The organism is Pseudomonas sp. NFACC51 (assembly GCF_900103575.1).
In the GTDB taxonomy this organism is placed as follows: Bacteria; Pseudomonadota; Gammaproteobacteria; order Pseudomonadales; family Pseudomonadaceae; genus Aquipseudomonas; species Aquipseudomonas fluorescens_Q.
Window position 1 is genome coordinate 173726 of the sequence record NZ_FMXH01000011.1, and the last position, 12896, is coordinate 186621.

Below are 12896 nucleotides of genomic sequence, written 5' to 3' on the forward strand. Positions count from 1 at the left end.
CCGCCCGTATTTACGGTCACTTTTGAGTCCCGTCACCGGCTCGTGCGGGCGAGCCGGTATTTTCGAGGAACCGCTTCATGTCCAGATCCTTGCGTTGCAATATCGCGTGTGCATTGGCGTTGTTGAGTTCAAGCGTCATGGCCGCGCCCCAGAGCTTGACCGTGATTTCCTTCGGCGGCGCCACCAAGCAGGCCCAGGACAAGGCCTACTTCCAACCTTTCAACGCCAGCGGCGCGGGAAACATCGTGGCTGGCGAATACAACGGTGAATTGTCGAAGATCAAGGCCATGGTCGCCGCCGGCCACACCAGCTGGGACGTCGTCGAAGTGGAGAGCCCAGAGCTGTTGCGTGGTTGCGAGGAGGGGCTGTTCGAGAAGCTTGACCTGGGGCGCCTGGGCGACCCGGCGAACTATGTGCCGGGAGCACTCAATGAATGTGGGGTCGCCACCTACGTCTGGTCGATGGTCCTGGCTTATGACCAGAGCAAGCTCGCCAAGGCACCCAAGTCCTGGGCGGATTTCTGGAACGTTGCCGAGTACCCAGGCAAGCGCGGCCTGCGCAAGGGCGCCAAGTACACTTTGGAAATCGCCTTGCTGGCCGACGGGGTCAAGGCGCACGACGTGTACAAGGTGCTGAACACCCCGGAAGGCGTGTCCCGGGCATTCGCCAAGCTCGACCAGATCAAGCCGAACATCCAATGGTGGGAAGCCGGCGCGCAACCGGCGCAGTGGTTGGTGGCGGGGGACGTGGCGATGAGTGCGGCCTACAACGGACGCATCGCGTCGGCGCAGAAAGAAGGCATGAAGCTGAGCATCGTCTGGCCGCAGAGCCTCTACGACCCGGAGTACTGGGCCGTGGTCAAGGGCACGCCGAACAAGGCCCTGGCCGAGCAGTTCATTGCCTTTGCCAGCCAGCCGCAGACCCAGAAGGTGTTTTCGGAAAACATCCCTTATGGGCCGGTGCACCGCAAGACACTGGCGCTGTTGCCGACGGCGGTACAGGAACAGTTGCCCACCGCCGAGGCCAACCTGGCTGAAGCCCAAGCCGTGGACGCGGAGTTCTGGGTCGACCATGGCGAGGAACTGGAGCAACGCTTCAACGCCTGGGCCGCTCGCTAGAAACATCCCTTGTGGCGAGGGAGCTTGCTCCCGCTGGGCTGCGCAGCAGCCCCAACACCAGGCGCCTCGGTGTATCAGCCTGACCGCGTTCGGCTTGCATGGGGTCGCTGCGCAACCCAGCGGGAGCAAGCTCCCTCGCTACGGGGTTGGTGTTTTACTTACAGGCCGGGGCGGGCAGTTGTGCCTGGCCTGTCGTGGCTCAAGGCAGCCATTGCCTGAACTGTTCCTTGCAATAGTCGACAAACAACTGCGCCGGCTTGGTAAGGTGCGCGCGCTTGAGCCAGCCTGCCACCAGTGCCGAACCGGTCACGTCCTCGGCGATGTCGACGCACACCAGGTATTGCCCATCGTAGGTGCAGGTGGAGTGCGGGCGGGTCACCAGTACGGCAAAACCAAAGGACTGGCCGACCATGCCCCGCACCATCTCGATGGACGGCGAGCTGAAGACAATGTTGGGCGTCAGGCCCAGCTCCTCGAAGATGCTCACGAAATAAGTGCGACTGGGCTGCACATCCAGCAGGATCATCGGTTCGAGGGCCAGGTCGCGCAGCGATACCTGGGCCTGGTCGGCGAAGCGATGCCCCACCGGCAACAACGCGTAAGGGCGTTGCGGCGCCGTCAGTGCTTCGGTCTCGATGGTACTGTCGAGGTCGTGTTCATAAAAAATCGCCAGGTCGAAACGCCCCCCTGTGAGGCCTTGCACCAGCTCCTGTTGCTCGCCATCCTGCACGCGGATTTCCACCCCCGGGAAGCGCTCGCGAAAGCCCGCGATCAGCCGTGGCAGGTAGAGCGGAGCGACGGTTTCGAAGCAGCCGATGTCGATCTGCCCGCTGACCACATCGTTATCGGCCAGCGCGTTCTGCTCGAACTCCCGGGCCATGCGCAGCAGTTCCTGGGCCTTGCGATAGAAGCGCGCGCCGCCGGGCGTCAGCGATACTCCCTGGGCGTGATGACGAATGAGCAATTGCACACCGAAACTGTCTTCCAAGCCCTTGATGGCGGAGGCGATCGACGGTTGGGCGATGTACAGCTTGCGAGAGGCTTCGGCGACGCTGCCACATTCGACGGTGGTGACGAAGTACTTCAGCTGACGTAGGGAATAGGACGCCACGGCGCACCTCGATCCGGATGATTCTGCCTACCTTACCTTGTGCACGGAGGACGATGGGCGGGCATTGATGCGGATTTTGCTGGGCAGTGACGATATTCAGGCTGGCTTGGGGACGAGCGCCGGAAAAAACGCCTGCCCAAGGATCGTTGGCAGGCGTCGGGAAAGACCGGCGAAGACCCGAAGGATATCGACGGTGTGCCAGGTTATGTCGAACGGAGGGAACCTCACCGGAATGCTTAAATCGTTGCCCGCAATTCACGTGGCGACAGGCCATAGCGTGAGCGAAAGCGCACCGCAAAACGTGAGGCCGAGGCGTAACCGCAGGCTCCGGCAATTTCACCGATGGGACGAGACGTTGTTTGCAACCATTGCAACGCCGTCGCCAGTCGAACGCCTTCCAGGATGCTCCTGAAACTGTCCCCCTCATTCGCCAGTTGGCGGCGCAATGTCGACTCACCCAGGTTAAGTTGCTGTGCAACGCTCGCCACCGTCCAGTCTCTCTCCGGGCTGCCCATCACCATCTGCTGCACACGTTCGCAAATGGGATCGTTGCGCCCCATCAGCAAAGGTCCGATCTGGCCACCAAGGCACAGGCTCAGAAGAACCGCTTCCCCATAGAGCGTGCGTAATGCGTCCGGGGCGTTCGCATTGATGGAGGCCAACAGCTGATTCCATGCCTGTGTCGTGTGCCTGTCCAGAGGGACGCACAGATCGGTCTTCAGTGCACCGCGACGGCTCATGATCTGTTGGCTATATTGGCTGCTGAAGTTACGCAGTGTCGAGAGGGGAAAGGTGACCGCATCGGCGATGTAGTGACCGTGAGGGCCGGGGAAGTTCGAGATACCAAGCTCGCGTCCGGCCGGCATCAGAATCAGATGTTGCGGCCCCGCGCGCATCTCCCGGTCATCCCATTGCAACAGTTTTTCCCCCTGCCGCACTCGACACAGAGTGGTCGCGAACACCGGTACCCTTGACAAGCTAAGGGGCTGTCGCGCCTGTATGACACACGCATCGATAATGTTTTCCCGGTGCTGTATGCCGTCACAAGCGCGCATCGTTTTTAACGTCCGTAAGTTGAAGTGATCGTCGCTTTGGCCAGGACGTTGGCATTGAGCATGTATCCAACCAAGGCGCCACTGGCCTCACCGTCGAGGGGTAGCTTATCGACTTTCAATGCCCATACGGTGAATTGATAGCGATGGGGCTTATCCCCTACAGGTGGGCAAGCCCCGCCGAATCCTGGCTGGCCATAATCGGTTCGCCCTTGTACGGCACCGGCAGGCAGGTTCGCTCCCACTCCTCTTGGCAAGCTATTGGTAGAGGCGGGTAGGTTGACCACCGTCCAATGCCACCAACCGCTACCCGTCGGCGCATCGGGATCATAGACCGTGATCGCGTAACTTTTGGTCCCCGCGGGGGCGTTTGTCCAGGAAAGCTCAGGAGACGTGTTGCCACCTTCGCAACCGAAGCCCTGGAACACTTCGCGACTGGTCAGCGGACGGTTGTCAGCAATATCCCGGCTGGTCAGTGAGAAGTCGGCAGCGTATCCACTGAATGCTACGGCCATGGTGAGTGCAGGCAGGAGTGACCTGATTTTCATCGTGATTCCATCTGGGGCTTAAAAGTGAAGCTCGAGTCTAGGATGAACAAAGAGTGGTTACTGTGCCGAAACGCTCGGCCAAAGTGCCGAAATGCTCGATTGACTACTGACCTGTGTTAACCAGGCGCCATTCCAGCACCTGGGCCATTTGAAAGCGGACTCGGTGGCGATGCCGATATCCAGGGACATCTCGTTCATATTCGCTTCGCGCCGGGTGTTCGTGAGGGGAGGTCTGCAAGGTTATCAAGTGATCGTGCCCGTGGGTGCGGCTTCATGGGCTCGGATACCGAATATTTAGGTGCTATTGATATGCCATTAAGGTATTTAAATTAATATTCTTATAGCTTTAAAGTCGTTATCTTCAGTCTTTCACCTACTGTGAGGTTCACCAGACCATGGCTTTCAAGCGTCCTGCGCTCACCTTGTTGGTTTCCCTGGCGGCCACTGCGCTGCTCAATCCCTTGGCCCACGCCGAGGGCAAGATCAGCATCGCCCAGCAATTCGGTATCGGCTACCTGATCCTGGATGTGGTGCGTGACCAGCAGCTCATCGAGAAGCATGGCAAGGCCCAGGGCCTGGATATCAAAGTGGACTGGAACAGCATTTCCGGCGCGACGGCGATGAACGAGGCCTTGCTGACCGGCGCTCTGGATGTGGTGTCGGCAGGCGTTCCACCGATGCTGACGATCTGGGATCGGACCCGCGGCAAGCAGAACGTCAAGGCCATCGCCTCGCTGGGATCGATGCCCAACTACCTGTTGACCAACAACCCGAACGTGAAGAGCCTCAAGGACTTCACCGACAAGGACCGGATCGCTGTCCCGGCCGCAGGGGTCGGATTCCAGTCGCGCACGTTGCAGATCGAAACCGCCAAGGTGTTCGGCAACGATCACTTCAAGAAATTCGACGACATCTCGGTCAGCCTTCCGCACCCGGATGCGACGGCGGCGCTGATCGCCGGCCAGTCGGAGATCAATTCACACTTCTCCAGCCCACCGTTCCAGTACCAGGCACTGCAAAGCCCCAATGTGCACAAGGTGCTCAGTTCCTATGATGTGCTGGGCGGGCCCGCGACGTTCAACGTGCTCTACACCACGGAAAAATTCCACGACGAAAACCCCAAGACCTACAAGGCGTTCTACGATGCCCTGGTGGAGGCGCAAGGCATCATCAAGGCCGACAAGCCGGCCGCTGCCCAGACCTACATCCGCGTTGAACAGTCCAAGTTGCCGCTGGCGCTGGTGGAGAAAATCGTCACCGACCCCGAAATCGACTTCACCGTCGTTCCGCAACGCACCTACATCTATGCCGAAAAACTGCATGAACTGGGCGTGTTGAAAAACAAGGCTGACAGCTGGAAGGACTATTTCTTCGAAGAGGCCCATGCCGACGCCGGCAGCTGAATCCGGGCCGATTATCCGTTTTCGGCACAATTGCCCGACCGGCCCACGGGGCGGAATGGAACTTGCCTGAGCTTTGACCCGTAAGCCCTGGAATCATCAAAGGTCGGGTCAATGAACAACTCCAACATGGCGCAGCCAGCGGTCTCGTGGGACCTGTTGCCGACGCTGCCGATCAATCGGTTCCGCACCGCTGACATCGATGAGCACGCCCGCAACATGGGGGGTTGGCAGGTCTGCTATGACCAGTTGACCCCCGGGCGTTTCGACGGTGAGTTGATCGAGTTCCGCTCGGACTGGATGCAACTGGTGCGCGACCGCTCTAATCAGGCCATGACCAAGCAAGGCATGGCCTGGGAGGGCGCCATCACCTTCAGCGTGCCGCTGAGTGCCGATGGACCGGTCTTTTGCTCCGGGCACCCGATTGTCGAACCCAGCCTGTTGGTCGCCCGCGGCCAAAACCTGCCCGAGCTGCGCACCCCCCAGCATCTGGATCTGCTCGGTGTCGCCATCGACGAGCAGGCGTTGGAACATGTGCTGGAGCGCCAAGGCAGTCGCTTTCGAATTACCGATCTTCCCAAGTGTTACCGTCTTGGCAATTCGACGCTGCCCGCCGAGCTTGCGGCGTTGTTCGATGAGCTTGAAGGGGGCGAGCAGGGGCGTGATTCGTTGCTGGGGTACGAGTCGATTCGCCGGGGCCTGCGGGACACGGTGACGTTGCACATATTGGAACTGGTGGCGCCTGACGAAGCGCCGCCGCTCAGTCCCACGGCGCGCAAACGCATGGTCGACCGCGCCCGGGAATATGCCTTGACCCATGTCGATGAGCCGCTGTCGATCCTCGACCTGTGCAATCACATCGGTGCCAGCCGACGCAAACTGCAGTATTGCTTCCAGGAGACCCTGGGCATCAATCCGGTGGCTTATCTGCGGGCGTTGCGCCTCAATGCGGTGCGCCGTGAGCTGCGCAATGGCGATCAGGCGCTGGGTGTGCAGGAGGTGGCAGCGCGCTGGGGGTTCTGGCATTTGAGTCGGTTTTCCAGTGATTACCGGACCCTGTTCGGCGAAACCCCATCACACACGTTGCGCCGCACGCATCTGTGCTGAAAACGGATAACGGCTGACCGGCCGGCTCCCTAGGATGACCCCGACACCACATGGTCGGAGGGGCATTCGATGTACCAAAACAAAAAAACAAACACCTGGCACTGTACGTGGTTAACCCTGGGGCTGATCGGTGCCTGCACCGCTGCCCATGGCACCGAAAACGGCGCACCGACCACGGCGGTCGGGGTCTATGATTTCGGCGCGGGCATGATGCCGCCGGCCACGCCCTTTGGCACTGTCGGCCTGCGTACCGCGTTCTATTCGGCCAACGTACAGAAAGATCGCCACGGCAAGTCCGTGGACAACCATTTCTCCCTGGATGTCTTGTCCATCGGCCTCGCCTACATGCGCATGACCGATTACACCGTGCTGGGCGCCAAGTATGGTTTCGGCGCCGTCGTGCCGTTTTTCCAGATGGACGCTTCGCTACAGGTGCAGACCCCTGTCGGCCCGCTGGACCTGGAAGCCGATCCGTTTCGCATGGCCGACATGCAGGTGTTGCCGGTGATTTTGCAGTGGACCCTGTCGCCGAACCTGTTCGTCAATGCCCAGTTCCAGATCCAGGCCCCCACCGGCGACTACGACAAGGATCGCTTGATCTCGCCGGGCCTCAACCACTGGACCTTCTCGCCGATCCTCAACGCCACCTACATCTCCGACAGCGGCTTCGAGGTGTCTTCGAGCTTTGAGGCCGACATCAACACCCGCAACCACGCCACCGACTACAAGAACGGCGTCGAATACCGCCACGAGTTCGCCGTGGGTCAACACGTTGGCCCTTGGACGGTGGGCGTGGGCGGCTATTACTACCGGCAATTCACCGATGACGATGCGCCGGGCCTGGAGGCGGGCAATCGCGCCCGGGTGTTGGCGGTCGGGCCGGCGGTGAGCTACTTCAAGCCTGGCATTCCACCGGTGTGGCTGCATGTCTACAAGGAGCTCGATGCGCGCAATCGCGCCGAGGGCTATACCGCGGCGCTGCGTATTTCCCACAGTTTCTAGAAGGGGCTCGTCATGAACCAATCAAGTTCCGTTTCAACGGCGGCCACCCCGTCGCGCCAGGCCAGTTGGCGCGAAGGCGCAGTGCTGATGCTGGGCAGCAGCCTGACGATCATGGGCGCGGTGATGGTCACGCCGATCCTGCCCCGGTTGGGTGCCGAATTCGGTCCCTTGGAACCGCGCGCCGATCTGCTGGTGCCGTTGGCGATCACCGGTCCCGCCCTGGCGATTGCCGTGTGCGCGCCGTTGGCTGGCTGGTTGGCCGACCGGGTTGGACGCAAGGCGTTGCTGGTGATTGCCACGGTGCTCTACGCCTTGCTCGGTGCATTACCGGCCCTGCTCGATAGCCTGACTTCGATTGTCGGTGTGCGGCTGTTGTTCGGGTGCACGGAGGCGGCGGTGATGACCTGCTGCGCGACGCTGATCGCCGACTATTGGCAGGGCGAGGAGCGGTTGCGTTACGTCAACCGGCAGGTGGTGACCATTGGCCTGGTGGGGGCGCTGTTTTTCGTGGTGGGCGGTGTGCTCGGCGAGCACTCGTGGCGTGCGCCATTCCTGTTGTATCTGCTGCCACTGCTGCTGGTGCCGGCCATGATGAAAATCCTCTGGGAACCGCCGGTGACGAAGCAGCAGAAGGTCGAGCAGCGCGTCGATGAGTCGGCTCCGGCCAAGGTCGCCGTGCTGCCACTGCTGGTCGGCTACCTGATGATTCTGGGCGGCATGGTCTTGACATTCATCATGCCTATCCAGGCGCCGACGTTGTTGGTCAGCCTGGGCGTCACCTCCAGCACGCTGATCGGCCTGGCGGCGGGGCTGAGCCTGTTGGCGACCTTGGGCGGTTCGCTGATGTGGCCGTTGCTGCGCCGTCGCTTCGGCATCGCCGGTTGCAACGCATTGTTGCTCGGCTTGATGGGCCTGGGGCTGTGGTTGCTGATGCGCGGGCAAAGCTACAACGCTGTGCTGGTGGCGGTGTTCATCCAGGGCCTGGGGGCCGGGTTGCTGGTGCCCAATGTGATGGCGCCGGTGATGAATGCCTTGACCGCCAACACCCGCGGCCGGGGTTTGGGCGGGTTTACCTCGTGCCTGTACATCGGCCAATTCGTCAGTCCGCTGGTGGTGGCGTCGGTGGTTGTCTTCGCCGGTGACCTGCGTCACGCCATCCAGTGGCTGGCCCTGGCCAGTTTTACCTTGGCATTGCTCTGGGTCATTGCCGGTCTGCGTGCACGGGGCCAGGGGCAGGCGAGCACCGTCGGATCACATCAATCGTCGTGACATAAGGAATCTGAAACATGGGTATGCAAGACATCCACCATTTGATGGACAGTGAAGACGCCACGGCGCTGGCCGAGTGGGTCAGGCGTGGCGAAGTCCAGCCCGGCGAACTGCTGGAAACCGCCATCGAGCGCCTGGAGCGGGTCGAGCCGCAGCTCAATGCGGTGGCCGAGCGTTTGTACGATTCGGCCCGGCAAGCCGTGCGCACGCCACAGGTTGGCCAAGGCTTGCTGGCCGGTGTGCCAACCTTGATCAAAGACCTGTTTTCGCCGGTCCACGGCGCGGCGATGACTAACGGCTCACGCGCACTGGGCGACTTCCGGGCGGATTTCGAATCGGAAGTCGTGACGCGTCTGCGTCGTGCCGGATGTCAAGTGATGGGCACCAGCACTTCGCCGGAGTTCGGCACCTCGTACTCCACCGAGTCCGCGCGCTTCGGCGCCACCCGCAACCCCTGGAGCACCGACCACAGCGCCGGTGGCTCCAGCGGTGGCGCGGCGGCGTTGGTGGCGGCCCGGGTGGTGCCGTTCGCCCATGGCAACGACGGCGGTGGTTCATTGCGGGTGCCGGCGTCTTGCTGCGGTGTGTTCGGGTTCAAGCCCAGCCGTGGCCTTATGCCGTCGGGGCCGATAGTGGGCGAGGGCTGGGCGGGGATGGGCACGCCCCATGCGATTACCTTGTCGGTGCGCGACAGTGCGGCGCTGCTGGACGCCACCGCCGGGAGGGACCTGGGGGCGCCCTATGCCGCGCCGGTCCAGGCGTTGCCGTATGTGATGGCGGTGCAGGCTGATCCCAAGCCGTTGCGCATTGCCCTGATCGAGCAACTCGAGCCTTGGCCTACGTCACCCCAGAGCCTTCAGGCGGTGGGCGAGGCCGCGCGGTTGTGCGAGTCCCTGGGGCACCGTGTCGAACCGGTGAGCCTGCCGGTGGGATTGCTGGAGTTTCTCGACCACGTGTTCACCATCATTGGCGCCAGCTCTCGTCACTATGTCGACCTGCTGGGCCAGATGCGTGGGTTTGCCGTGCAGGCCGAAGAGCTGGAGGTGCGCACCCGGATCATCTTGCGGGACAAGGGCAACGTCAGCGGCGCCCAATATGCCGCGGCGGTGGAATGGATTCATGCCCTTGGCCGGCAGTTGGCGGTGTTCATGCAGGATTATGACGTGATCCTGAGCCCAGTCCTGACCCGTGAACCGGTGCTGATTGGCGAGCTGGATCTGCAGGATGTGTGCATGAGCCTGGATCAATTGATCGAGCGCTACCACAGCTATTCGCCATTCACTGCACTGTTCAATGCCAGCGGCCAGCCGGCGATGTCCGTGCCGTTGTCCTGGAGCGCCAATGGCCTGCCGATGGGGGCGCATTTTGCCGGTCGCTTTGGCGAGGAAAACACTTTGCTGGCCCTGGCCGCCCAACTGGAACGCGCCCAGCCCTGGCGCGGCCGAGTTCCACGGGTCAACGCCTGCCGGCGATGAAACTGTGGGAGCGAGCCTGCTCGCGAAGGCGTTGGGTCAGTCGGCATCATGGTTGACTGAATAGTCCGCTTTCGCGAGCAAACCCGCTCCCACAAGCGGGATTTTTGCTGATAGGGCTCTGGGGTTGTCACAGAGCCCTTGAAGGTCAGTAGCGGATCATCACCGACTTCAGTTCGGTGTAATCATCAATGAATGCACTGCCGAATTCACGGCCTATCCCTGAAGATTTACTGCCGCCAAAAGGCACCGCCGGGTCGAGCAGGGTGTGCATGTTTACCCAGACCGTGCCAGCTTCGATGGCGGGAACCATGCGCAGGGCTTTGCCCAGGTCGTTGGTCCAGAGACTGGCGCTCAGGCCGTAGGGCGTGTCGTTCATCAGCTCCAGCAGTTCCTCTTCACTGTCGTAAGGGAAGAACGTGGCGATCGGGCCGAAGGTTTCTTCGTTGAGCAGGCTGTCGTCGCGGCGATTGGCGAGGATGATGGTCGGCTCCACATAGCAACCGGGTCCATCGATCAGCTTGCCGCCGTGGACGATGGTGTTGTTCTGTGCGCGGGCCTTGGCGAAGAATTCCGCGAGTTTGCGCTGGTGCTGGCGGTTGGTCACCGGGCCGAATTCGGTGCGTTCGTCCAAGGGCGAGCCGATGGTGAGTTTGCTCAGGCGCTGGGCCAGTTTGTCCATGATCGACTCGATCTGCGAGCGATGAACAAAGAACCGTTCCGCTGCTGCACAGATCTGTCCCGAATGCAGAAAGCCGGCCTCGATGATGCCGTTGACCGCCACCTCGGGATCGATATCACGCAGGAACCCCGCCGCATTCTTCCCGCCCAGTTCCAAGGTTGCACGGGTCAACCCGGCGCCCATGGCCGCTTGGCCCACCGCCAGGCCGGTGGGCACGGAACCGGTGAATGAGACCTTGTTGGTGCCTGGGTGTTCGATCAGCCCTTTGCCCACTTGGCCGCCGCCGGTCAACACATTCAGGGCACCGGCCGGAAGGCCGGCCTCGATGGCCAGTTCAGCGATGCGCAGGATGGTCAGCGGGGTGAACTCGCTGGGCTTGATGATGATGCTGCAACCGGTCACCAGGGCTGAGGCCAATTTCCAGATGGCGATCATGGTGGAAAAATTCCACGGTACGATACCGACCACCACTCCGACCGGTTCGCGCAAGGTGAATGCGGTATAGCGTTCGCCAGCGAAGGAGGGCAGTGATGGGGTGATCGTCTCGCCGTTGATCTTGGTCGCCCAGCCAGCGTAGTAGCGCAGGAAATGTGCGGCCTGGTCGACTTCGAAGGCCCGGGAGACGTGGATGATCTTCCCCGACTGGCAGGTCTCGATCTGCGCCAGCTCTTCGCGGTTGCGTTCCAGCAGGTCTGCCAACTTGAGCAGCACATGGCCGCGGACCGCGGGTGCCGTTTGGGACCACTGCTTGAAGCCGCGGCGGGACGACTCCACCGCCACATCAATGTCGCCGGAAGTGGCGTCGCTGACCTGGGCGATGACTTGGCCGTTGGCAGGATTGACGACGTCAAGTGTCTGGCTGCTCTGGCTTTCGACGTAGCCACCGTCGATGAACAGGGCGTGATGTTTGCCGAGGAAGGCTTCGACCGGAGGCAGCAGGGCAATATCGCTCATGAGGGTTTCCTGATCACGAATAGGGAAAGCCCCGAGGGTAATCCCGGCAGGATCATCCAGCTTGACTGTGCCTGCCGCGCCGTATGTCTGTGGCTGCCAGCCTGGGTGGTTGGCAGCCAGGAGCAAGGCCTCGTGCAGGCAGGGACAAGCCAGCCAGGCCGGTTTGCGATCAGATTCGGGTTTCGACTTGATGGCATAGGGGCGGGCGATGTTTCTCCAGACCAACAAACAGAGACTGGCGTTGACTGCGCAGGTGCAACGCGTGCTGACCGGCGAAACGGAGGACACGCCACAGCTCGACGCGTATCCGCAACTGCGCACCGTCCTTGAGCAGCATGCACGGCAGGTGGCGAGCGCGACTGCACATCTGCATCAGGTCGAAGCACAAGTGCAGGCGCAAACCCTGCAATGGCAGCACTGCGAGCGTGAGATGCACAGGGTTCGCCAGCAATTGGAGCAAGCCCTTGAGCGCGAGCAGGCGCTTGAAGTTCGTCTGGGCGAACACAGCCAGCATCTACAGCAACAACGCCAGGATGCGCAGATCTGGGAGTTGCTGCAATCGACCTTGACTGAAGGCTGCTGGGATATCACGGTCGTCAACGGTGACCTCCAGCACCCGGCCAGTGGCATGCGCTTTTCCAGTCAGTTCCGTTCGCTGCTGGGGTATGGGCCGGATGACTTGCCCGATGGCTGGGATGCCCAGGTCGGCATCACCCACCCGGACGACTTGCCCAAGATCATGGCCATTTTCGATCAGGAAATCCTTGGCTCCCAGGGCAGCGGTGAATACGTCTTCGAATACCGGATGCGCCACAAGACCCGGGATTACATCTGGTGTCGTGAACGCGGTCGGGCGGTACGCGACTCGCATGGGCAACTGGTGCGGGTCATTGGTGCGGTGCGTGATATCAGCGATGAGCGCTCGGCCCAGTCCACCCATCAGCGCATGCTCGAACAGAACCAGGTGACCTACGCCCAGATTGCCACGGTGGTGGGGGTGATCAAGGGCATTGCCGACCAGACCAATCTGCTCGCCTTGAACGCCGCGATTGAAGCCGCCAGGGCCGGAGATGTCGGGCGCGGTTTCTCAGTCGTGGCCGATGAGGTGCGCAAGCTGGCGCAGAGCACCCGGCAGGCGACCCATCAGATCCAGACCATGTTGCATCAGCACAAACAGTAAG

Annotated in this window: 11 protein-coding genes; 7 read left to right on the plus strand and 4 right to left on the minus strand. The window is 61.6% G+C overall.

Annotation, left to right across the window (positions count from 1 at the left end):
• The first annotated feature begins 137 nt into the window (after positions 1 to 137).
• Positions 138 to 1118 carry an ABC transporter substrate-binding protein gene (locus BLT00_RS21435; protein ID WP_371856933.1) on the plus strand — a complete coding sequence of 327 codons (981 nt, stop codon included), beginning with the start codon at positions 138 to 140 and terminating at the stop codon, positions 1116 to 1118.
• A 199-nt stretch (positions 1119 to 1317) separates the two neighbouring features.
• Here BLT00_RS21435 and BLT00_RS21440 read toward each other — a convergent pair whose 3' ends face one another.
• The 3 genes from BLT00_RS21440 to BLT00_RS21450 all read right to left on the minus strand — a co-directional run bounded on the left by BLT00_RS21440 (position 1318) and on the right by BLT00_RS21450 (position 3829).
• Entirely contained in the window at positions 1318 to 2229 is a 912-nt protein-coding gene (locus tag BLT00_RS21440; protein WP_092141305.1) for a LysR family transcriptional regulator, read from the minus strand.
• Positions 2230 to 2465: 236 nt separating this feature from the next.
• Positions 2466 to 3284 (minus strand): helix-turn-helix transcriptional regulator, encoded by an 819-nt coding sequence (locus tag BLT00_RS21445; RefSeq protein ID WP_092141303.1) that lies wholly within the window; start codon positions 3282 to 3284, stop codon positions 2466 to 2468.
• Between the two features lie 5 nt (positions 3285 to 3289).
• Positions 3290 to 3829: a kinase inhibitor gene (locus BLT00_RS21450; protein WP_092141300.1), complete on the minus strand. Its 540-nt coding sequence runs from the start codon at positions 3827 to 3829 to the stop codon at positions 3290 to 3292.
• Between the two features lie 395 nt (positions 3830 to 4224).
• Here BLT00_RS21450 and BLT00_RS21455 point away from each other — a divergent pair, with 395 nt between their 5' ends.
• The 5 genes from BLT00_RS21455 to BLT00_RS21475 all read left to right on the plus strand — a co-directional run bounded on the left by BLT00_RS21455 (position 4225) and on the right by BLT00_RS21475 (position 10082).
• A complete protein-coding gene (locus BLT00_RS21455; RefSeq protein ID WP_092141298.1) occupies positions 4225 to 5232 on the plus strand; it encodes an ABC transporter substrate-binding protein in 1008 nt (335 codons plus the stop codon).
• A gap of 111 nt (positions 5233 to 5343) precedes the next feature.
• Positions 5344 to 6336, plus strand: a complete 993-nt coding sequence (locus BLT00_RS21460) for a helix-turn-helix domain-containing protein (RefSeq protein ID WP_092141292.1) — start codon at positions 5344 to 5346, stop codon at positions 6334 to 6336.
• Positions 6337 to 6405: 69 nt separating this feature from the next.
• Positions 6406 to 7338 (plus strand): SphA family protein, encoded by a 933-nt coding sequence (locus BLT00_RS21465; RefSeq protein WP_092141289.1) that lies wholly within the window; start codon positions 6406 to 6408, stop codon positions 7336 to 7338.
• A gap of 12 nt (positions 7339 to 7350) precedes the next feature.
• Complete coding sequence (locus tag BLT00_RS21470) at positions 7351 to 8607, plus strand: MFS transporter (RefSeq protein WP_092141286.1); 1257 nt, start codon at positions 7351 to 7353, stop codon at positions 8605 to 8607.
• 17 nt (positions 8608 to 8624) lie between these two features.
• A complete protein-coding gene (locus tag BLT00_RS21475) occupies positions 8625 to 10082 on the plus strand; it encodes an amidase (RefSeq protein ID WP_092141283.1) in 1458 nt (485 codons plus the stop codon).
• A 145-nt stretch (positions 10083 to 10227) separates the two neighbouring features.
• On the opposite strand, the gene BLT00_RS21480 is transcribed toward BLT00_RS21475, so the two are convergent.
• The gene (locus BLT00_RS21480) at positions 10228 to 11715 is read right to left on the minus strand and encodes an aldehyde dehydrogenase family protein (RefSeq protein WP_092141280.1); all 1488 of its coding nucleotides are present in this window, start codon (positions 11713 to 11715) and stop codon (positions 10228 to 10230) included.
• A gap of 208 nt (positions 11716 to 11923) precedes the next feature.
• Between BLT00_RS21480 and BLT00_RS32350 the strand changes: the two genes are divergently transcribed.
• Entirely contained in the window at positions 11924 to 12895 is a 972-nt protein-coding gene (locus tag BLT00_RS32350; RefSeq protein WP_092141278.1) for a methyl-accepting chemotaxis protein, read from the plus strand.
• Position 12896: the final 1 nt, after the last annotated feature.